General features: G+C 68.2%; 16 protein-coding genes. 13 read left to right on the forward strand and 3 right to left on the reverse strand.

Going from position 1 to position 20,952, the window contains the following annotated elements; genetic code table 11:
- The first annotated feature begins 136 nt into the window (after window positions 1-136).
- The 5 genes from ACFVT1_RS18200 (at window position 137) to galU (ending at window position 6,251) form a co-directional block, all read left to right on the forward strand.
- On the forward strand, window positions 137-1,255 hold the full coding sequence (locus ACFVT1_RS18200; protein ID WP_389796355.1) for a DegT/DnrJ/EryC1/StrS family aminotransferase: 1,119 nt from the start codon (window positions 137-139) through the stop codon (window positions 1,253-1,255).
- Window positions 1,252-2,271: a Gfo/Idh/MocA family protein gene (locus tag ACFVT1_RS18205; RefSeq protein ID WP_389796358.1), complete on the forward strand. Its 1,020-nt coding sequence runs from the start codon at window positions 1,252-1,254 to the stop codon at window positions 2,269-2,271. Before ACFVT1_RS18200 ends, ACFVT1_RS18205 begins: the two co-directional genes overlap by 4 nt.
- A gap of 66 nt (window positions 2,272-2,337) precedes the next feature.
- Complete coding sequence (locus tag ACFVT1_RS18210; RefSeq protein WP_389796360.1) at window positions 2,338-3,984, forward strand: glycosyltransferase; 1,647 nt, start codon at window positions 2,338-2,340, stop codon at window positions 3,982-3,984.
- A gap of 2 nt (window positions 3,985-3,986) precedes the next feature.
- A complete protein-coding gene (locus tag ACFVT1_RS18215) occupies window positions 3,987-5,270 on the forward strand; it encodes a nucleotide sugar dehydrogenase (RefSeq protein WP_389796362.1) in 1,284 nt (427 codons plus the stop codon).
- 87 nt (window positions 5,271-5,357) lie between these two features.
- Window positions 5,358-6,251: a UTP--glucose-1-phosphate uridylyltransferase GalU gene (gene galU / locus ACFVT1_RS18220; protein ID WP_389796364.1), complete on the forward strand. Its 894-nt coding sequence runs from the start codon at window positions 5,358-5,360 to the stop codon at window positions 6,249-6,251.
- 61 nt (window positions 6,252-6,312) lie between these two features.
- On the opposite strand, the gene wecB is transcribed toward galU, so the two are convergent.
- A complete protein-coding gene (gene wecB, locus ACFVT1_RS18225) occupies window positions 6,313-7,401 on the reverse strand; it encodes a non-hydrolyzing UDP-N-acetylglucosamine 2-epimerase (protein WP_389796366.1) in 1,089 nt (362 codons plus the stop codon).
- A 245-nt stretch (window positions 7,402-7,646) separates the two neighbouring features.
- On the opposite strand from wecB, the gene ACFVT1_RS18230 reads away from it, so the two are divergent.
- Genes ACFVT1_RS18230 through ACFVT1_RS18240 form a run of 3 tightly spaced genes read left to right on the forward strand, consistent with a single transcriptional unit; the run spans window position 7,647 to window position 10,765 of the window.
- Window positions 7,647-8,801: a glycosyltransferase family 4 protein gene (locus tag ACFVT1_RS18230; protein ID WP_389796369.1), complete on the forward strand. Its 1,155-nt coding sequence runs from the start codon at window positions 7,647-7,649 to the stop codon at window positions 8,799-8,801.
- Between the two features lie 9 nt (window positions 8,802-8,810).
- Entirely contained in the window at window positions 8,811-9,380 is a 570-nt protein-coding gene (locus ACFVT1_RS18235; protein WP_389796372.1) for a hypothetical protein, read from the forward strand.
- A gap of 2 nt (window positions 9,381-9,382) precedes the next feature.
- Complete coding sequence (locus ACFVT1_RS18240) at window positions 9,383-10,765, forward strand: glycosyltransferase (protein ID WP_389796374.1); 1,383 nt, start codon at window positions 9,383-9,385, stop codon at window positions 10,763-10,765.
- Window positions 10,766-10,920: 155 nt separating this feature from the next.
- Here ACFVT1_RS18240 and ACFVT1_RS18245 read toward each other — a convergent pair whose 3' ends face one another.
- Together ACFVT1_RS18245 and ACFVT1_RS18250 are read right to left on the reverse strand one after the other, a co-directional pair.
- Window positions 10,921-13,176 (reverse strand): glycosyltransferase family 4 protein, encoded by a 2,256-nt coding sequence (locus ACFVT1_RS18245; RefSeq protein ID WP_389796377.1) that lies wholly within the window; start codon window positions 13,174-13,176, stop codon window positions 10,921-10,923.
- A 414-nt stretch (window positions 13,177-13,590) separates the two neighbouring features.
- Complete coding sequence (locus tag ACFVT1_RS18250) at window positions 13,591-14,193, reverse strand: acyltransferase (protein WP_389796380.1); 603 nt, start codon at window positions 14,191-14,193, stop codon at window positions 13,591-13,593.
- Window positions 14,194-14,634: 441 nt separating this feature from the next.
- Between ACFVT1_RS18250 and rplU the strand changes: the two genes are divergently transcribed.
- From rplU to ACFVT1_RS18275, 5 genes are all read left to right on the forward strand, one after another.
- The gene (rplU, locus tag ACFVT1_RS18255; RefSeq protein WP_030921216.1) at window positions 14,635-14,955 is read left to right on the forward strand and encodes a 50S ribosomal protein L21; all 321 of its coding nucleotides are present in this window, start codon (window positions 14,635-14,637) and stop codon (window positions 14,953-14,955) included.
- A gap of 14 nt (window positions 14,956-14,969) precedes the next feature.
- Window positions 14,970-15,227, forward strand: a complete 258-nt coding sequence (gene rpmA / locus ACFVT1_RS18260) for a 50S ribosomal protein L27 (protein ID WP_018103204.1) — start codon at window positions 14,970-14,972, stop codon at window positions 15,225-15,227.
- Between the two features lie 161 nt (window positions 15,228-15,388).
- Window positions 15,389-16,825 carry a GTPase ObgE gene (gene obgE / locus ACFVT1_RS18265; protein ID WP_389796382.1) on the forward strand — a complete coding sequence of 479 codons (1,437 nt, stop codon included), beginning with the start codon at window positions 15,389-15,391 and terminating at the stop codon, window positions 16,823-16,825.
- Between the two features lie 291 nt (window positions 16,826-17,116).
- A complete protein-coding gene (locus ACFVT1_RS18270) occupies window positions 17,117-18,616 on the forward strand; it encodes a D-ribitol-5-phosphate cytidylyltransferase (RefSeq protein ID WP_389796385.1) in 1,500 nt (499 codons plus the stop codon).
- A 155-nt stretch (window positions 18,617-18,771) separates the two neighbouring features.
- A complete protein-coding gene (locus tag ACFVT1_RS18275; RefSeq protein ID WP_389796388.1) occupies window positions 18,772-20,796 on the forward strand; it encodes a hypothetical protein in 2,025 nt (674 codons plus the stop codon).
- Window positions 20,797-20,952 lie beyond the last annotated feature (156 nt).

The following is a 20,952-nucleotide window of genomic DNA, read 5'->3' on the forward strand; positions in this document are numbered from 1 at the left end:
GGCAAAAGGGTGATTTGCGCGCAATATATTGGTACAGAATCGGCTATGTGCCGGGGCGGCGGAGCCTCATCCGACATTCGCACGCCCCTGGAGCCGTCGCCGGTCACAGCTCTTGTGGTGTTCAAGGAGGATGTCCATGTCGAGCGACAACAGGGAAGCGATCCCTGCTGCCCGGCCGGTGATCGGTGACGACGAGATCGAGGCCGTGGTACGCGTACTGCGCAGCGGCCGCGTCGTGCAGGGTCCGGAGGTCGCGGCCTTCGAGGAGGGCTTCTCGGAGCTCGTCGACGGGCGCCACTGCGTCGCGGTGAACTCGGGCACCTCGGCCCTCCACCTTCTGCTGCTCGCCCTCGGGATCGGACCCGGTGACGAGGTCGTCGTCCCGTCCTTCTCCTTCGCGGCCTCCGCCAACGCGGTCCGCCTGGCCGGTGCCGACGTCGTCTTCGCGGACATCGAGCCGGGCAGCTTCGGTCTGGACCCGGCCGCGGTCGAGGCCGCCATCACGCCGCGTACCGCCGCGATCATGCCGGTGCACCTGTACGGTCACCCGGCCGCGATGGACGCCCTCATGCCCATCGCCGACAAGCACAAGCTGGCGGTGGTCGAGGACGCCTGCCAGGCGCACACCGCCGCACTCGGCGGCACTCCGGTCGGCGCCTTCGGCTCCGGCGGAACCTTCAGTTTCTACCCCACCAAGAACATGCACTCCCTTGAGGGCGGCATGGTCACCACCGCCGACGCCGAGGTCGCACGCACCCTTAGGCTCCTGCGCAATCAGGGCATGGAGCAGCGGTACGCCAACGAGATCGTCGGCGCCAACATGCGCATGACGGACGTGTCCGCGGCCGTCGGGCGCGTACAGCTCGCGAAGGTGCACGGCTGGACCGAGCAGCGCCGTGCCAACGCCGCGTATCTCGACCGCCACATCACCGCGCCCCGCGTCGTCGTTCCGCCCGTCGCCGACGGTGCACGCCACGTTTACCACCAGTACACCATCCGGGTGCAGGGTGACCGGGACGCCGCCATGGCCAGGCTGAGCGAGGCGGGTATCGGCAACGCCGTGTACTACCCGACCCCCATCCACCGGCTGAAGCCGTACTGGGAGCCCGACCAGAAGGCGGGCCGGACCTGGGATCTGCCGGAGACCGAGCGTGCCGCCGCCGAGGTCGTCTCGCTGCCCGTGCATCCTTCGCTGTCGCAGGATGACCTGGACCGCATCGTCGGCGCCGTGAACTCGCTGGGAGACATGCAGTGACCGCAGGACTGAGGGCCGGCCTGATCGGCCTCGGCTCGATGGGCCGCCACCACGCCCGTGTGCTGGCCGGCCTGGAAGACGTGAAGCTGATCGGCGTCGTCGACCCGATGGGGGACAGGAACGGCTGGGCGCAGGGCGCCCCCGTCCTGTCCACGGTCGACGAACTGATCGCACTCGGCATCGACTACGCGGTGGTGGCCTGCCCCACCGCGCTGCACGAGGAAGTCGGCCTGCAACTCGCCGAGGCCGGTGTCTGCGCCCTGGTCGAGAAGCCGGTCGCCGACACCGTGGAAGGCGCCCGGCGGCTGGTCGACGCCTTCGAGTCGCGCGGCCTGGTGGCCGGCGTCGGCCACATCGAGCGCTGCAACCCGGCGCTGCGGTCGCTGCGCGGCCGGCTGGAGGCGGGGGAACTGGGCGAGGTCTTCCAGGTGGTCACCCGCCGTCAGGGCCCGTTCCCGCACCGCATAGCCGATGTCGGCGTGGTCAAGGACCTCGCCACCCACGACATCGACCTGACCGGCTGGGTGACGGGGCAGACGTATACGTCGATCTCCGCCCACACCGTGTCGAAGTCCGGCCGGCCGCACGAGGACATGGTCTCCGCCGTGGGCCTGCTCTCCGACGGCACCATGGTCAACCACCTGGTCAACTGGCTGAGCCCGCTGAAGGAGCGTTTCACCTCCGTCACCGGCGAGCGCGGCACCTTCATCGCCGACACCCTCACCGCCGACCTCACCTTCCACTCGAACGCCGCGGTGGCCACCGAGTGGGAGGCGCTCCAGGCCTTCCGCGGTGTCTCCGAGGGCGACATGATCCGGTACGCCATACCCAAGCGCGAGCCGCTGCTGGTCGAGCACGAGCTCTTCCGCGACGCCGTGCGCGGCATATCGAAGGACATCTGCACGCTGCGGGAGGGGCTCCGCACGGTGGAGGTGGCCGCAGCGGTACTGGAATCGGCGAAGACAGGGCGCACCGTCACGACCGCCGCGGGGGAGCCGGCCGCACATGGAACCTGAGAACAGCGCGAGGCTGTTTCCCGGAAGTACGCGCACATCCGTCGAGAGAGCCACCGAGGTGACCGTGTGACCGGCAGACCCGATGTTCCCGACGTAACCGTCGTCGTGGCCGTGTACAACACCATGCCTGCCCTGACCGAGTGTCTGGAGTCTCTCGTCGGGCAGAGCATTGGACTCGATCGGATCGAGGTCATTGCCGTGGACGACGGGTCCACTGATGGCAGCGGGAAGGAAATCGATCGATTCGCCGAGCAGTTCCCCGACACCTTCAAGGTGATCCACCAGGAGAATTCCGGGGGGCCCGCCCGGCCGAACAACGTTGCGCTCGCCAACGCGACCGGCCGCTACGTCTTCTTCGTGGGCTCCGACGACTACCTCGGTCCTGAGGCGCTGGAGCGCATGGTCGCCATGGCCGATGCGAACGACTCGGACGTCGTGCTCGGCAAGATGGTGGCCGTCGGTGACCGGTCGGTTCCCCGGGCCATCTTCCGCTCCACCGAGGCGAACGTGCCGCTGATCGGTTCTGGGGCGCTCTACGCGATCTCCAACACCAAGATGTACAAGCGTGCCCTCATCGAGGAGCACGGCATCCGGTACGCGGAGGACTTGCCGGTCAGCTGCGACATGCCGTTCACACTGGAAGTCTATGTCCGGGCCAAGACTGTCTCGGTGGTCGCCGACTACGACTGCTACTACGCGGTCAGGCGGGACGACGACAGCAATATCACCTACCGGGCCCGCTTCGAGAACCGCCTGAAGGTCTGTGCGTACGCGCTCGACAAGCTCCTCGAACTGGCGGGCCCCGGCGATCTCTACGACGCTTTCGCGATACGGCTGCTCAAGGTCGACCTCGCCTGGATCTTCGGGGCCAACTTCCTGGCCATGACGCCGGAGAGACGCGCCGAATGCGTGCGCGCCACCGGGCGGGTCATGAAGGACTACTACGGAACCTCCTTCGACTCCACGGAACACCGGCTCACCGTCCCCGAGCGGCTTCGCTTCCGCTGGGTGTTCGCGGGCCGGGTGGACGAGCTGACCGAGCTGGTCCGCATGGACATCTCGGGCGCGATGCCGCCGACCGTGCTGGAGGACGACCACGCGTATGCCCGCTACCCGGGCTTCCGCGACAGCCTTTACTCCCTGCCCGACAGCAGCTTCGAGCTGAGAGGCGCGATAACGGGGAGACTCGGCTCCGGTACCGAACTCCAGTCCGCCGAATGGTGTCAGGAGGGCGACGGGTTCGCGCTCGACGTGGCTGTGCGGGTCCCCGTGCTGGGCGACACGGAATCGCTGTGCGTCCGGCTGACTTCGGACCGGCTGCCCAAGTCCACCGACGCCGCGAGCGCCCGCCGCCTCGGCAAGGACGAACAACTACCCTCCCCTGTGGGTGATTTCAGCCGTACCGTCGCGCCGGACGGCGAAGCCGCCCTGATCACTGCCCGGATCCCGCTGCAGCGGGAGCGGGCCGAGCTGGAGATCCGGGTCTCGGTCGACGTGGCGGGCCGGACCTACGAGATACCGGTGCGCGGCAAGCGCCACCCCATGCCACTTGCCCGGCTCTGGGCGGCCGACGTCCCCTACCGTGTCTCGGCCCGAGTGAATCCGAAGGGGCGCATGGTCGTAAGGACAGGCCCGCTCCATCCGCCCAAGAAACCGCTGGGCTCGCGGCTGCGATCCCTGTTGACCGGCGCCAAGCGCTCCAAGAGGAAGTAACCATGAACATCTGTGTAGTCGCCCTGGGCAAGATCGGTCTGCCGCTCGCCGTGCAGTTCGCCGCCAAGGGCCACCGGGTGATCGGCGCCGACGTCAACGAGAAGGTCGTCGAGCTGGTCAACGCCGGCGTTGAGCCGTTCCCCGGCGAGCACGATCTCGACATCAAGCTCAAGGAGACCGTCGGGGCGGGCCTGCTGACCGCAACGACGGACACCGCATCGGCGGTCGCCCAGTCCGAGGCCGTCGTGGTCGTCGTCCCCCTCTTCGTGGACGCGGAGGGCACGCCGGACTTCGGTTGGATGGACTCCGCGACCAAGGCGATCGCCGCGGGGCTCAAGCCGGGCACCCTCGTCAGCTACGAGACCACGCTGCCGGTCGGCACCACCCGTACCCGCTGGGCGCCGATGCTCGAAGAGGGCTCCGGCCTCAAGGCCGGCGAGGACTTCCACTTGGTGTTCTCCCCGGAACGGGTGCTCACCGGCCGGGTCTTCGCGGACCTGCGTCGCTACCCGAAGCTGGTCGGCGGGATCGACGCGGCATCGGCCGCGCACGGTGTGTCGTTCTACGAGTCGGTCCTGGACTTCGACGACCGCACCGACCTGTCGCGCCCCAACGGCGTCTGGGACCTGGGTACTTCGGAGGCGTCCGAGCTCGCCAAGCTCGCCGAGACGACCTACCGCGATGTCAACATCGGTCTGGCGAACCAGTTCGCCCGCTTCGCAGACCAGCAGAACATCGACGTCCTCAAGGTCATCGAGGCCTGCAACTCCCAGCCCTACAGCCACATCCACCAGCCGGGCATCGCCGTCGGCGGCCACTGCATCCCGATCTACCCGCGGATGTACCTGTGGAACGACCCCTCGGCGACCGTGGTGCGTTCGGCGCGCGAGGCCAACGCGGCCATGCCCGAGTACGCGGTCGACCTGCTCGCCGCGGCCTACGGCGACCTGGACGGGGTGGGCGTTCTGGTGCTGGGCGCGGCGTACCGCGGCGGCGTGAAGGAGACGGCCTTCTCCGGCGTCTTCCCGACCGTCGAGGCGCTGAAGGCACGCGGCGCGGTGCCGTTCGTCTCCGACCCGATGTACACGGCCGAGGAGCTGACCGCGCACGGTCTCGTCCCGCACGAGGGCCAGGCCGTCACCGCCGCGATCCTCCAGGCCGACCACGCCGAGTACCGCGAGCTGGCATCCGCGGATCTCCCGGACGTCCGCGTCCTGGTCGACGGCCGCCGCACGACGGACCCGGCCCACTGGGAGGGCGTCCGCCGCGTCGTCATCGGCGGCTGACCAGCCCGCGCCGTAAGAACCGTACGAGACCCCGACGGCCTGCCCTCGGGGTCTCGTGTCGTGCCAGGAACGAGACTCGGACGTCAGATGATCAAGAAGGCTGTTATCCCCGCGGCGGGTCTGGGAACCCGCTTTCTGCCGGCCACGAAGGCCACCCCGAAGGAAATGCTCCCGGTCGTGGACAAGCCGGCGATTCAGTACGTGGTGGAAGAGGCCGCGGCAGCGGGCCTTTCCGACGTGCTGATGATCACGGGACGCAACAAGCGCCCGCTGGAGGACCACTTCGATCGTAACCACGAGCTGGAGTCCGCCCTCCTCCGGAAGGGGGACGCGGACCGGTTGCTCAAGGTCCAGGAGTCGAGCGACCTGGCCACCATGCACTACGTACGCCAAGGTGCGCCGAAGGGGCTCGGACACGCGGTGCTGTGTGCCGCGCCGCACGTCGGCGACGAGCCGTTCGCGGTGCTTCTCGGCGACGACCTCATGGATCCCCGCGATCCGCTGCTTTCCCGCATGATCGACGTTCAGACGCGCAAGGGCGGCAGTGTTGTGGCACTGATGGAGGTCGAGCCCGACAAGACCCACCTGTACGGCTGCGCGGCCGTCGAAGCCACGGGCGAGGAAGACGTCGTCAGAATCACCCGGCTCGTCGAGAAGCCCGCGCCCGCCGACGCGCCGAGCAACTTCGCGGTCATCGGCCGGTATGTGCTGGCCCCGGAGATCTTCCCGGTTCTGAGGGGGACGGAGCCGGGCCGGGCCGGTGAGATTCAGCTGACCGACGCGCTCCAGGTGCTCGCCGGTGACGAGAGGGTTGCCGGACCCGTACACGGTGTCGTCTTCCGCGGGCGGCGCTACGACACCGGCGACCGGGGCGAGTACCTGCGTGCCATCGTCGGACTCGCCTGTGAACGTGAAGACCTGGGACCGGACTTCCGGTCCTGGCTCCGGCGCTATGTGACCAAGGAGATGCCCGAGGACTAAGGGCTGTCCCGGAGTGGTGCGTTCTGCCCGGGGACGGGCGACGCGCACCACTCCGGCCGGGTCAGCGCTTGTGCTGTTCCAGCAGCTCGACGACGCGCTGGGCGGCCTTGCCGTCACCGTAAGGGATGCCACGCGGCGTTGTCGGCGACGGGCGTGTGGCGATCCCGGCCCACTCGGCCGGGGACAACTCGTGCGGGTTCGGCACCAGTCGGTTCCAGCCGCCCTCCAGAGTCTCCACCCACTCGGTCTCCGGTCGGATGGTCGTGCAGACCCGGTTCAGAAGGAACGCCTCCTTCTGCAGGCCTCCGGAGTCCGTGACCACGCCGGAGGATCCGAGTACCGCGGCGATCAGGCCCGCGTAGGGCAGCGGCCTCCCGGCATGCAGGGAACCGCGGTTCAAGTCGATTCCATGCTGTTCGGCACGTGCCGTCAGCCGGGGGTGTGCCAGCAGAGCAACCGGCAGGGGAAGGGCCGCGAGGGCGCCGAGCAGGGCGTCCAGCCGCTCCGGGGAGTCGGTGTTGTCCGGTCGGTGCAGGGTGGCCAGCAGATAGGGGGCATGGGGATCGATGCCGTCCGGCAGAGCGGGCGCCGATTGCACACCCGAGGTGATCTTGTCCCGGATCCGGAGACAGACATCCACCATGACGTCGCCGGCCAGCACCGAGCGTTCTGCCAGCCCCTCGTCGGACAGGTGCCGCATGGCCTCTTCGGTCGGAGCGAGAAGGAGGTCGGCAGCGTGGTCCGTGAGGATGCGGTTGTGCTCCTCCGGCATCCGGCGGTTGAAGGAGCGAAGACCGGCTTCCAGGTGCGCGACGGGCAGGTGCATCTTCACACCGGAGAGCGCACCGGCCAGGGTGGAGTTGGTGTCTCCGTACACGAGGACCCAGTCGGGGCGCTCAGCGGCCAGGACGGGGTCTATGGCGGCGAGCACACCGCCGGTCTGGATGCCGTGGCTGCCCGAACCGATTCCCAGGTGGACATCCGGATCCGGAATGCCCAGGCCGGAGAAGAAGACATCGGACAGGTCCGCGTCGTAGTGCTGGCCGGTGTGCACGATCACGTGCTGGTGATCGGTCGCGGCGAACGCGGCCGCGATCGGCGCGAGCTTGACCAATTGGGGGCGCGCGCCCACGACGCTGAGGACCTTCATGGTGGATGTGCTCCTTGCAGAGGTGGTAGCGGCAGGCTACGCGTGAGGCAGAGAGGATGTGCCACGTCCCGTTCCAGCCCGGTGACGTGGAAGTCAGGAATCGCCCCGATGATAAAGTGTGCTTTGAAGACTGTGTCGCGGGGAGGAAGTCATAGATGAACGAGGCGGCGTCCCGTGACGTAGCAATTGTCACGCCTTGGTATCCCTCAAGGGAGCTGCCTTTCCGCGGAGCCTTCGTCCAGGCGATGGTCGATGCCACGGCGCCCGGCTGCGACAACGCCCTCGTGTACCACTGCGACACCTGGGTCTCCCGAATGGATCAGCGGACCACGGACGCGGTGGAAGCGGCCAACCGGACCCTTGCCCCCTTGGCCGTACGCCCCACTCCGACCGTGGGTGGTGCACAGCTGGTCCATCTGGCTGTCACCACTCCCCGGAGTCAGGAATTCGGGCCCCTCGCGCGGAATCATGAACGGCAGCTGAGGGCGGCTCTGGGCGGGAATCCCATCGCCGCCCCGGTGGTGCACGCTCATGTCGGATTGCCCGGCGCCTGGGCCGCTCTGCAGAATGCCCGCCCGGACGCCCGCGTCTTCGTGACCGAGCACGCCACCTACCTGGATCGGGTACTGGCCGAGCCGGACGCGCGCGCCCTCTACGACGAGGTGCTGCATCGGGTCGACGGGTTCTTCGCGGTCGGTGAGCCGATCCGTGACGTGCTGACCGCCGCGTTCCCCCATCACGCGGAGAAGATCCAGCAGATCCCGAACCCCATCTCCTTCCGCGAGAAGCGGGCTGTCCCGGTCACCGAGCTCCGCAGGTGGCTCTTCCTGGGCGGCCTGATCCCCCGCAAGGGCGTCGACCTGCTGGTCGAGGCGTTCGCCCAGTGCCACGCCAAGGATCCCGAGCTGACGCTCACGATGGTCGGAGAGGGCGAGCTGCGGGCGCAGCTGACCGCGCGAGCGGCCGAGTTGGGCCTTGAGGACGCGATCCGATTCCTTGGAGCGGTACCGCCCGACGCGGCGCTGAACCTCATGCGCGAGCACGACCTCCTGGTGCATCCGAGCCGGTACGAGACGTTCGGCATGACAGTGGTGGAGGCAGTCGCCGCAGGTATGCCCGTGCTCGTCACGCGCTGCGGCGGGCCGGAGGAGACCCTCGCGGGTATCGAGAGCGTCGCCGGCGAAATGATCGACGTCGAGGACAATCCGGAATCGATCACCGACGGTTACTGGCGGCTGCGGGACCGTTTCGACCGTGATGTGGATCTGGAGCTGGCCCAGAAGACCTTGGACGGTCGCTACGGCTACGAGGCCGTCGCCGAGGCTCACTACCGGCTCTGGTTCCCTGCCGTGACGCACAACCAGGGTGAGGATTCCGAACGGGCCGGCACCCTCGAATGATGGAGTGACATGCAGGTTCTGTTCCTGGCCCTCGGCGCATCGCGCAAGCGGGCGGTCCTGGACGAGTCGGCCGAGGCCGCATCGAACGGCGCGCAGGTCATCGTCGTTGTGGACAAGAAGAAGTCCTGGAGTGGTGTGCAGTTCGCGCCGGGTGTCACGGTCGCGACCTTCAAGGAATTGGAGGCGCGTCACCTGCCCAGAAGAGTGGAGCACGCGGTGCTGTACCGCGCGCCGCGAGCGACGGTCCGCGCGATCGGCCAGGGGCCGCTGCGCAGCCGTTCGCGACGGGCGCTCAAGGCGTACGAGCGACGGGTGGCCGGCCGAGTGCACCGCAGAGTGTTCGTGCCCCTGCACCGCCGTCTGTGGCCCGATGCCCGGGCCCGCATGGTCGGCGCGGCGTTCGCCGCTCGTGGCGGGCTCGACCTGTTGGTGGTCAGTGATGCCCTGTCCGTTCCCCGTGCGGTGGAACTGATGGAAGCCTGGGCCGCTCGTGGGCCCCTCCCGCGGGTGTGCTACGGCCTGGATTACGACGTACCTCCCACAGCTCAGCGATCGCCGATCGCCTCCACACAGGGATAACGATGAACAACCGTAGTGGCCGACGCCTTCGGGTGCTCTATCTGGCCTTCTACTTCCCGCCCTCGCGTGCCAGTGGCGTGTACAGGGCCAGGGCGACGGCCAACCACCTGGCGGAAAAGGACTGGGACGTCACCGTCTGCGCCGCGCCGCTCGACTTTCTCTACGACGTCATCGGGTCGGTCGACGAGGGCCTTTCCGAGACGGTCGACCCACGCATCAGAGTCGAACGACCGTCCCTGAACCAGTACTCCTGGCAGCAGGACCTCCGCAGCTTCAGCAGGCTGCGCCGCACGTTCCCGCTCATGGCGCGACGCCTTTACGAGTTCGGCCAGGAGAAGGTCTTCCCCGAGCGCTATGCGTCGTGGGCGAGGGCGTCGGTGGCCCGCGCGCTGAAACTCCATGCGAAGAAGCGATTCGACGTCGTCATTGCGACGGGGAATCCCTTTGCCTCGTTCGGGGCGGCCTGGCTGTTCAATCGCCTCACCGGAGTGCCGTATGTCATGGACTACCGCGACTCCTGGACGCTGGACCTCTTCACCGACGAGCCGGCCTTCCCCGACGGGCACATCGCCTGGAAGTGGGAGCAGAGGGCCCTTGAGCGGGCCTCCGCTGCGGTCTTCGTGAACGAAGCACTGCGCGGCTGGCATGCGGAGCGCTACCCGGACGTGGCCGACCGCATGATGGTGGTCCCGAACGGCTGGGACGCCGATGTGATTCCCCCGGCCGCGGCGCCGGATGCGGAGCAGAAGCCGGTCGGTCCTGAGCAGGCGCCGCAACCGCTGAAGTTCGCCTACCTCGGGACGCTCACCGGCAAGCAGCCGGTGGAAGAGATGGCTGACGCCTTCAGGATCGCCCGTAGGCACCCGGAGCTGGCCGACGCCGAACTGCAAATCCACGGGCACCTGGGCTTTTTCAAGAACAGCCCCCAGGCGTTGCTCCAGCGCCTCGGTCTGGACGACGCCGTCCGTGAGCGCGGGGAAGAGGACACCGGCCTTCGCTACTGCGGTCCCGTCTCCAAGACGGAAGTAGGAAAAGTCTACGAGGACGCCGATGTACTGGTGTTCTTGGCAGGCGGCGGAAAGTACGTCACCTCGGGCAAGATTTTTGAGTACATGGCGTTCGGGCATCCCATTGTCTCCGTACATGCGCCGGGAATTGCGGCCCAGGACGTACTGGAGGGATATCCGCTGTGGTTCAACGCGAACAGTCTTGACGTGGACGCGTTGGCTTCATCGATGGTGGCGGCCGGAAAGGCCGCCCGGGATCTCGGTCCGGAGCAGCGGGAGTCGGCTCGGAGGCATGCCGATATTTACACGCGTGAGGCCGTCCTGGTTCCGTTCGAGGAGCGGCTGAGGGAAATTGTGGGTCACCCGGCCGCGGAGTAGGCGCGGGCACCGGCAGACGCAGACATGAAGTCGCCCCACCCTCCGTGCGTGGAGGGTGGGGCGATGTCGTCGGGTGGCGCAGCTGCCCAGGCAGCCTCACCGTCGGACGTCTCCGGGATCGGGTGGCCTTGTCGTGCGACAAGGCCACCCGGCTGTTACGCGTCTTTCGCCGAGTAGAGACTGCGGTCGAGATTGGTCGTCACCGTGAGGTTCGGATAGGTCTTGGCCCACTTCCATCCCGTGACCGTGCTGTTGATGTCGCACACGAACACGTGGTCCGTCAGATCCAGCCGCAGCCCGGGGAGCGCCTCGCGGCGAGCGATGCGTGAGAGCAGCTGTGGTCTCACCTCTTGATATCCGCGATTGAAGACATTCTTGTGGAATGCGTTCGCGGCCTTTTTGTGAACCCGTTGTGTGGCCGCAACCATGAGTTCGGGTGTGATGGTCCCTCGCCTCTTCCGGGCAGTTCTACGTGCACGGCTCAGAACGGCGCGCGGTACTCGATAGACCAGGAAGCGTTCGCCACGAGGAATACGCAGCTTCTTCTCGCCCTGCTCGATGCTCACCAGAACGGCGCGCGGATCTAGGCCGGTGCGCTGCCACACGGAAGTGTTGGCGGTCACTACCGTGACGTGAACACCGCGCTCCAGCAGATGGTTCGCGAAGTCCGCGATGCGGCGGGACTTGGGGGGCGTGAGGGCGAGCAGCACCGCCCGGCCGGCCGGCTCCGCCGGGTTCGCGGCGGCGGTGCTCCCCGGCTCGGTCCCGGGCGCGGCCGACGCAGCAGAGTCAGGCCCTTCTGGTGCAACGGACTTCCCGCTCCGGGAGACCGTCGTATCGACAGCCGACGGCGAGGGGCGATCCAGATAGACGTCCATCAACTGCTGTGCCACAGCTGGAGCCCCGTACCGCTGCTCCAGTTCTTTGCGTGCCGCGGGCAGATCGAGTTCGGTCACGCGTGAACGCAGGTTCCAGTACGCGTCGGCGATGATCTGCGGGTCGTCGCTGATCTCCATCAGCGCCCCTGCCTCGGACTCGATGCCGGACAGGGTCTCCTCGGGTCCGAAACTACGGGTCACGAGGACCGGCAGCCCTGCGGCGACGGCCTCGACTATGGTCATTCCGAACGTCTCGACCTTGCTCGCGTGCACGAGCAGGTCATGCTGGTGCATCAGCCCGTCGACCTCGTCCGGGGCCACGGGAGGAAGGATGCGGAACCGGTCCGCAATCTCCAACTCCTGGGCGCGCGTGAGGAGTTCTTCCTCCAGGGCTCCGCTGCCCACCATGGTGAGGGTGGCCAGGGGTTCCTTTTCGGCGACGAGCGCGAATGCCTCCAGTAGCTCGCGCACCCCCTTGTGCTTGATCAGGCGGCCGACGTACAGCCACTTGAGCAGGCTTGGGGAGTACTCGCAGCCAGGAGAGAACGCATCGAAATCGATGACGTTCGGTACCACTTGCAGTTTGTGTGCGAGGTCCGGGAACTCGGTCGCGACCTGATCGCGGAGATATGTGCTGACACAGAGAAAGGCGTCCGCCCGCACCAGTACATCGCGGTAGAGCGCGCGTGCTGCGGGCTGAGCGAAGATCTTCTTCAGGAAGGTGACGTGCTCCGTGACCACGATGCGGGCGTCCGGCTGTGCCAGTCGCAGGGCGAGAACGCCACCGTAGATCCCGGTGTGGGCGTGAATGATGGGGGCCTTGATCCGGCCACCGGGCAGTGCTTTGCGGAGTGCAGTCTCCTGGGCGGTGACCCAGGGGCTGTAGTTCTTCCGGTGGATGAGGGGGACCGGGACGCGGAGGAGCGTGCCTTCGGGTGTGTCGAGGACCGGGACCAGTTCCCTTTCGTCCTGGAGACGGTCCACCGTGATCTTGATGGCGTCGTTCAGCGGGGCGTCGGCGCGTCCGGCCCAGTCCTCGGTGTGCAGGATCGAGACCTGGTCGAACCGGCCGGCCACGCTGCGCGTGGCCATTTGGACGAAGGCGCCGGCGTAGGGGTTGTTCGGCGAGGGATACCACGGCGTGATGACGGCGATGTCGGCAGGTTCGGCGGCTCGCTCCTGGTAAGGCTCCAGACGGAGCGTCACTTCGGGGCGAAGCTTCTTCAGCGTCCACGCAGTCGGCAGGCACTGGGCGTCGCCGGCGACCAGCGTGTCGATGGAGGCGGCGGGCCCCGACTTTGCCAGGAAGAGCTTCTTTGTCGCCTTCTGGAGGGAACCGTGCTTGTCGGGGACGAGCTGCACGACCTCGACATTGTCGAGGTCGTGCAGCTCGGCGGCGGTATCCGCCCAGTCCTCGGTGCCGGGTACGACCAGCAGGACACGAACGCCGGATTCCGCCAGCCTCTTCACGTGCTCGCGTGCTGCTCGCACTCGGTAACTGCCGTGTGCGAGATAGAGCACGTGGCTATTCATTTACATCCCTTCGCACGTTCACTCTGCGCCCTGACGATGGTAGATGCGGCCTTGTCGAGCAGGTCGCACATCCGTGCGGCGCAGTGTCCTTCAGCTTATCGCGGGCGCATCCTCACGAGGTGTCGATGGGCGCGTCGTGCAGCCCTTCCCGGGCGCCTGGGCCGGAGGGCGGTCAGCCGCTTCTGCAAGGAAATGTTCAGCTGGTGGGACGACCCGTGCCGGCGCCCCGGTGGATGCCGGATCACCAACCGGCCCGAGTGTGAACCGAAGGGTGCGCCGGCGGGGAACCACCGAGGGTTCACGCGCGAAAACGCAGGGCCGGCGAAGGGGGCGCCGGGCACTCGTCCTTCCATGGAGGCGGGCCGGCGGCGCCGATGGGAAAACCGGCCGTCATCGGCCCCGTCTTGCGCGGAATCAGGCCCCGCGCTCGCCGAGAACGCCGTCCTTCTCCTCATACAGGGCGCCGCTCTGCGGGCACTTCCACACGCCCGGTTCGCCCACCTGCTCGGTCAGGCGCACTCCGCTGCGGCCGACCCAGCCGATCCGGCGGGCCGGGACACCGACCACCAGGGCGAAGTCGGGTACGTCCTTGGTGACGACCGCGCCGGCTGCCACCATGGCCCAGCGTCCGATCCGGACCGGCGCGACACAGACCGAGCGGGCGCCCAGCGAAGCGCCCTCTGCGACCTTCACGCCGACGGCTTCCCAGTCGCCGCCGCGCTTCTGCTTTCCGTCGGGGTCGACCGAGCGCGGGTTGTGGTCGTTGGTGAGGACCACGGCCGGTCCGACGAAGACGCCGTCACCGAGTTCGGCGGGCTCGTACACGAGGGCGTAGTTCTGCAGCTTGACGTTGTTGCCGATCTGCACGCCCGTGCCGACGTAGGCGCCGCGGCCGACCACACAGCCTTCACCGAGCTTGGCACCCTCGCGGATCTGGGCGAGTTCCCACACACTGCTGCCGGCCCCGATCTCGGCGCGATCGTCGACCTGAGCGGTGGGCTGGACCCTGTAGTTCACTTGCCATGCCTTCCGGAGAGCGGACTTGCCGAGAGCATACGAGCCGGTGGCCGGCAGCGGTGCAGGCAGGTTCGCGGATCACACGCCGCAGCCCGGCCCGCGATCGATCCGCCCCTGGGCGGCGCCGGTCAGGGGCGGGCGGCGCCGAGCGGGCCTTCGGGGCTTCCTTCTTCCCCTGCGGGGGCACCGAGGGAGGACCGGGCGGCCGGTACCGGGGGCCGAGCCGGTGCCCGGTGAACCGCCGACCCCGGTTTGACCCGCTGTAGGCGGCCCCGTAGCCTTGACCCTCGGCGTGTTTCCATGCGCGCCCACCCCTGAGCACATTCCTCCTGGTGGCTCGTCCGTCAGGAGAGGCCGCTCGTCCTTCCGGACTGTCGCGGGCTTCGGCCTGTGCGGGCGGCTGGCATCAGGGGATCCGTTCCGAGCGAGAGAGAGATCCGCGTGTACGCCATCGTGCGCAGCGGTGGCCGCCAGCACAAGGTTGCTGTCGGTGACATCGTTGAGGTTGACAAGATTTCCACTGCCCAGGTTGGCGACACGGTCGAGCTCTCGACCCTGCTCGTGGTCGACGGCGACGCCGTGACCAGCGACCCGTGGGTGCTGGCCGGGATCAAGGTCCAGGCCGAGGTCGTGGACCACCACAAGGGCGCGAAGATCGACATCCTTCGCTACAAGAACAAGACCGGCTACCGCCGTCGCCAGGGTCACCGCCAGCAGTACACGGCGATCAAGGTCACCGGTATCCCCGCGGCTGCGAAGTAAGGGACTGAGGAGACATGGCACACAAGAAGGGCGCATCGTCCACCCGGAACGGGCGCGATTCCAATGCTCAGCGGCTCGGCGTGAAGCGCTTCGGCGGTCAGGCCGTCAACGCCGGTGAGATCCTGGTCCGCCAGCGCGGCACCCACTTCCACCCGGGCACGGGCGTCGGCCGTGGTGGCGACGACACGCTGTTCGCTCTCGCCGCCGGTGCGGTCGAGTTCGGCACGCACCGTGGCCGCAAGGTCGTGAACATCGTTCCGATCGCCGGCTGATTTTCGGCGCTCGTCGAGCGGTTTCTGCGGAGGCGGACCTCACTTCCCGTACGGGAAGCGGGTCCGCCTTTCGCGTGTTTCTCCCATGAGAGACGGCTTTCTCCTGTGGGGGACGGCGCGAGTGAGACATTTCTGCACGTATGTAACTGGAGGTACCAACCATGACCACCTTCGTGGACCGCGTCGAGCTGCATGTCGCCGCGGGTAACGGGGGCCACGGCTGCGCCTCCGTACACCGTGAGAAGTTCAAGCCGCTCGGCGGTCCGGACGGCGGCAACGGCGGCCGCGGCGGTGACGTGACCCTGATCGTCGAGCAGTCCGTCACCACGCTCCTCGACTATCACCACAGCCCTCACCGCAAGGCCACCAACGGGCAGCCCGGCGCGGGCGACCACCGCTCCGGCAAGGACGGGCAGGACCTGGTCCTGCCCGTGCCGGACGGCACGGTGGTGCTCGACGGCAACGGCGAAGTGCTGGCGGACCTGGTCGGCCAGGGCACCACGTTCGTCGCCGGACAGGGCGGCCGCGGCGGTCTCGGCAACGCCGCACTGGCCTCCGCCCGCCGCAAGGCCCCCGGCTTCGCGCTGCTCGGCGAGCCCGGCGGGGCCCGGGACATCGTCCTGGAGCTCAAGACCGTCGCGGACGTCGCGCTGGTGGGCTATCCGAGCGCCGGCAAGTCCTCGCTGATCTCCGTGCTGTCGGCGGCCAAGCCGAAGATCGCCGACTACCCGTTCACGACGCTCGTCCCGAACCTCGGCGTGGTCACCGCGGGCAGCACCGTCTACACCATCGCCGACGTCCCCGGTCTGATCCCGGGCGCCAGCCAGGGCCGGGGCCTCGGCCTGGAGTTCCTGCGGCACGTGGAGCGCTGCTCGGTGCTCGTGCACGTGCTGGACACCGCGACGCTGGAGTCCGACCGCGACCCGGTCTCCGACCTCGACATCATCGAGGAGGAGCTGAAGCAGTACGGCGGCCTGGAGGACCGGCCCCGCATCGTCGTCCTCAACAAGATCGACATCCCGGACGGCCAGGACCTCGCCGACATGATCCGCCCGGACCTGGAGGCGCGCGGCTACCGCGTCTTCGAGGTGTCCGCCGTCGCCCGCACCGGCCTGAAGGAGCTCTCCTTCGCGCTCGCGGGCGTCATCGCCGAGGCGCGCGCGGCCAAGCCCGTGGAGGTGGCGACCCGCATCGTCATCCGGCCGAAGGCCGTCGACGACGCGGGCTTCACCGTCGCCAAGGAGGAGGACGGCCTCTACCGGGTGCGCGGCGAGAAGCCGGAGCGCTGGGTCCGGCAGACCGACTTCAACAACGACGAGGCCGTCGGCTACCTGGCCGACCGGCTCAACCGGCTCGGGGTCGAGGACGCGCTGATGAAGGCCGGCGCCCGCGCGGGCGACGGTGTGGCGATCGGCGCCGAGGACAACGCGGTCGTCTTCGACTGGGAGCCGACCATGGCGGCGGGCGCGGAGATGCTCGGCCGGCGTGGCGAGGACCACCGTCTCGAAGCACCGCGCCCGGCGGCGCAGCGCCGGCGCGACCGGGAGACGGAACGCGACGAGGTGCAGCGCGAGTTCGACGACTTCAACCCGTTCTAGGGTCGACGCCGGCACCGCCGGACGGGTCCGCTCCGTGGGCCCGTCCGGTGACCGTTCATCGCCTCAGCGTCACGATCGGCGGAACCGAAACCCGCTCAAGGGTGATTCATGCCGCTCAACCGTGTGGTGTCGGTCACCCGGCCGGGAGGCGCCGATTCCGGCATTCGCCCTGATCGCAAGGGCAGCGCAAGGTTTCCTCACGGTGTGCGGCGGCCGACGTCCACCTTGCGAGACGGTAACGGAGAGTGCAACCATCGCTGTATCTCCCAGCCCTCGCAAGGTAGGTCGTCTGTGTCAGCTCAGCACATAGCCAAAGCCCGAACCACAGCAGTCGTGCTCGCCGGCGGCACCGGCCAGCGCGTGGGACTCTCCATCCCCAAGCAGCTGCTGAAGATCGCAGGCAAGGCTGTCATCGAGCACACGCTGTCGATCTTCCAGCAGGCCGACTCCATCGACGACATCATCGTGCTGATGGCGCCGGGCTATGTGCCCGACGTGGAGAAGATCGTCGCCAAGGCCGGGCTCACCAAGGTCACCGCCGTGATCGAGGGCGGCGCCACCCGCAACGAGACCACCGAGCGCGCCATCACGGCCCTCGGCGAGGGCCTGGCCGAGGGCGAGGACCGCAACGTCCTCTTCCACGACGCCGTGCGCCCCCTGATCTCGGAGCGCGTCATCAAGGACTGCGTCGACGCCCTGGACCGCTACCAGGCGGTCGACGTCGCCATCCCGTCGGCGGACACGATCATCGTGACCCGCACCCACGGCGGCGACGGCGAGTTCATCACCGACGTCCCCGACCGCTCCCGGCTGCGCCGCGGCCAGACGCCGCAGGCCTTCAAGCTCTCCACGATCCGCCGGGCCTACGAGGTTGCCGCGGGAGACCCGAACTTCCAGGCCACCGACGACTGCTCGGTCGTCCTGAAGTACCTCCCCGACGTGCCGATCTACGTCGTCGCGGGCGACGAGTACAACATGAAGGTCACGCAGCCGGTCGACGTCTTCATCGCGGACAAGCTCTTCCAGCTGGCCTCCACGGCGGTCCCGCAGCCGACCGGCGACGCCGCCTACCGCGAACTGCTCACCGGCAAGACCCTCGTCGTCTTCGGCGGCTCCTACGGCATCGGCGCGGACATCGCGACGCTCGCCGAGTCCTACGGCGCCACCGTCTACGCCCTGGGCCGCTCCACCACCGGAACGCACGTGGAGAACCCGGAGCACATCGACGACGCGCTCTCCAAGGCGTACGCGGACACCGGGCGTATCGACTACGTGATCAACACCGCGGGTGTGCTCCGCATCGGCAAGCTGGCCGAGACGGACAACGCGACCATCCAGGAAGCGCTGAACGTCAACTACCTGGCGCCGGTGCAGATCGCCCGCGCCTCGCACAAGTACCTCGCCGAGACCAAGGGCCAGCTGCTGCTCTACACCTCCAGCAGTTACACCCGGGGCCGCGCGGAGTACAGCCTCTACTCGTCGACCAAGGCCGCCATGGTCAATCTCACCCAGGCGCTCTCGGACGAGTGGGCGGGCGACGGTGTGCGGGTGAACTGCGTGAACCCTGAACGCACCGCCACTCCGATGCGCACCAAGGCGTTCGGCGCCGAGCCCGCCGGTACGCTGCTGTCCTCCGAGGCGGTCGCCCGCACCTCCCTCGACGTGCTGCTCTCCGAGATGACCGGCCATGTCATCGACGTACGGCAGCAGGATCCGACGCGCGGTGCCTCGGAGGCGTCGGGCTTCGAGCAGGCACTGGCCGCTGTCCTGGATCGGCAGGCCGATGTGTAATACTGCTTGACAATCGACTATTCGGACCCCTGTAGACGCCCGCGAGCGAACTGCAGGGGTCCGAATTCGTGAAGCAACGGCTTCACATTTCCCTCGCAAGGTAATCAGGTCGGCATCCTCGGGAGCGGTACTTCGTGATTTCGAAAGCCATTCGCATGGCTCGTGTGGGCAGTGGTTCGGAGCTGGCCGCCGCTCTCCTCATGGCTCTGGGGTTCCCGTGCGTCATGCTCGCGGCGATAATCCCCAATCTCTGGTTCTTCGCCGCCGCCGCCGCGGTGACCTATGCGGCCGACCAGTATCTGCATCACTGCGGCAGTTACCTCGTCAACCGGCTCGCCGCGGTCCGCGCGGGGCTCTCGATCCGCTTCCTGGTCCGCCAGCTGCTGCTGATCCTGCTCCTCTCCCGCCTGGGGTACGGGGAGCAGACGCTGTTCTACGTGACGGTCGCCTGCCTGCTGGCCTTCTACGGCCTCCAGGTACTGCAGGGTGCCACGGCCACCCTCATCAGGCTCCGGCGCAAGCTCCCGGTGATCACGCGCAACGTCGACCTGGAGCAGGTGCGGATCCCCGACGCCCCGCCGGCGCTGCTGCTGAACCGCTCCGCGGAGAAGATGCTCCACCTGGACGTCTTCGCGATGGCGGGTGTGCTGGTCGCGATAGAGACCGATGTGAACGGCTTCGCCTACGTGGGCCTCGCCGTCACGCTGGCTCTCGCGCTCTGCTACCTGGCGGCGCTCCTCCCGTACCTCCGGCCGAGCCGGCTGGTGGGGCCCGATTCCAAGGTGCTGGGCGCCGTGGGCACCTGGCTGGGCGAGTACAAGCCGACCGTGGTCCTCTACTTCTCCGGCTCCAAGGATTCGGCCTACCAGGTCAACATGTGGCTGGAGACCATGGCGCAGCTCGACGAGCGCCCGCTGATCCTGCTGCGCGAGCGCATGATACTGCCGCAGCTGAACACGACCTCGGTGCCGGTGCTCTGCGTGCCCGGCGGCGTGCACCTGATGAATCTGAACCTCTCGTCGGTGCGGGTCGCGCTGTACGCGGCCAACGTCGGCAAGAACATCCACCTGCTCAGGGTGCCGACGATGAAGCACGTCTTCATCGGCCACGGCGACAGCGACAAGCTCGCCAGCGTCAACCCGTACAGCAAGGCCTACGACGAGGTGTGGACGGCCGGCCGGGCCGGCCGGGACCGCTACGCGCTGGCCGACGTCGGTGTGCGGGACGAGGACATCGTCGAGGTGGGCCGCCCGCAGCTGGCCGCCATCCAGCCGTGGGCCGGTGCGCCGAAGAACCCGATCCCGACCGTGCTCTACGCCCCCACCTGGGAAGGCTGGGACGACAACCCGGGCAACACCTCGCTGCTGCTGGCCGGCGAGAACATCGTGAGGCGGCTGCTGGACTCGGAGAAGCCGGTCCGGCTGCTCTACAAGCCGCACCCCTTCACCGGAACCCGCAGCGCCCAGGCCAAGGCCGTGCACCAGCGGATCACCGCGATGATCGAGAAGGCCGCCGTCGAGCGCGCCGCCGATCCCCGCTGGGCGAAGGAGTCGGCGGAGCTCCAGCCGGTGCGGGCCGCGGCACGGTCCGAACTGGCCCGTATCGAGGCGCGGCTCACGGTGCTGTCGAGCGGTGGCCAGGTCGCCGGGGACGAGGCCGAGACGTCCCGCGACTCGCTGGCCGACCCGGCGCGCGAGGCCGAGATCGCGCGGCTCAAGGACGAGTGGAACGCGGCTTCCTGGCGTGCGCTCGGCTGGTGGGAGCACAAGGTCGTGACGGGCGCCCGGATGCGGCTGTACGACTGCTTCAACGAGTCGGACGCCATGGTCTCGGACATCTCCAGCGTGGTGTCGGACTTCATCGCGAGCGGCAAGCCGTACGCGGTCACCGACTCGGCGGCGCTGGGCGAGGAGGAGTTCCGCCGGCAGAACACCGCGGTCCGTGCGGCGGTCATCCTGTCCAATGAAGCGACCGAGCTGGACGCCCTGCTCGCGGCGGTGGTGGACCCCGCGGCGGACACCATGGCGGCCGACCGGCGCGAGCTGAAGGAGTACCTCCTCGGCCCGGACGAGCCCACCTCGATCGTGCAGTTCGACCTGGCCGTGAAGGCACTCGCGGCCAAGTCCGAGGCCCGGAACGCGGGCCTGGCGAGAAACCTCGCGGAACGCGTGAGCGGATGACGGCCCACCTGGTTCGTTAACACGGTCCTTCAGGCCCGGCATAGCCCTGTACGGGTTGTGCCGGGCCTTTGTGATGAGGCTCACTCTTACGGTGTGTGGTGCCGGGCAACCAATGCTCCGGGCCGACTGTCTTCTGTTGGTGTGAACGAGAAGCCA

The sequence above is a fragment of the Streptomyces sp. NPDC057963 genome (assembly GCF_042887155.1).
In the GTDB taxonomy this organism is placed as follows: Bacteria; Actinomycetota; Actinomycetes; order Streptomycetales; family Streptomycetaceae; genus Streptomyces.

Coding starts and splice junctions, on each gene's coding strand:
- ACFVT1_RS18200 (WP_389796355.1), top strand. CDS start 137: ATGTCGAGCGACAACAGGGAAGCGATCCCTGCTGCCCGGCCGGTGATC.
- ACFVT1_RS18215 (WP_389796362.1), top strand. CDS start 3,987: ATGAACATCTGTGTAGTCGCCCTGGGCAAGATCGGTCTGCCGCTCGCC.
- galU (WP_389796364.1), top strand. CDS start 5,358: ATGATCAAGAAGGCTGTTATCCCCGCGGCGGGTCTGGGAACCCGCTTT.
- wecB (WP_389796366.1), bottom strand. CDS start 7,401: ATGAAGGTCCTCAGCGTCGTGGGCGCGCGCCCCCAATTGGTCAAGCTC.
- ACFVT1_RS18230 (WP_389796369.1), top strand. CDS start 7,647: ATGGTCGATGCCACGGCGCCCGGCTGCGACAACGCCCTCGTGTACCAC.
- ACFVT1_RS18235 (WP_389796372.1), top strand. CDS start 8,811: ATGCAGGTTCTGTTCCTGGCCCTCGGCGCATCGCGCAAGCGGGCGGTC.
- ACFVT1_RS18240 (WP_389796374.1), top strand. CDS start 9,383: ATGAACAACCGTAGTGGCCGACGCCTTCGGGTGCTCTATCTGGCCTTC.
- ACFVT1_RS18245 (WP_389796377.1), bottom strand. CDS start 13,176: ATGAATAGCCACGTGCTCTATCTCGCACACGGCAGTTACCGAGTGCGA.
- rpmA (WP_018103204.1), top strand. CDS start 14,970: ATGGCACACAAGAAGGGCGCATCGTCCACCCGGAACGGGCGCGATTCC.
- obgE (WP_389796382.1), top strand. CDS start 15,389: ATGACCACCTTCGTGGACCGCGTCGAGCTGCATGTCGCCGCGGGTAAC.
- ACFVT1_RS18275 (WP_389796388.1), top strand. CDS start 18,772: ATGGCTCGTGTGGGCAGTGGTTCGGAGCTGGCCGCCGCTCTCCTCATG.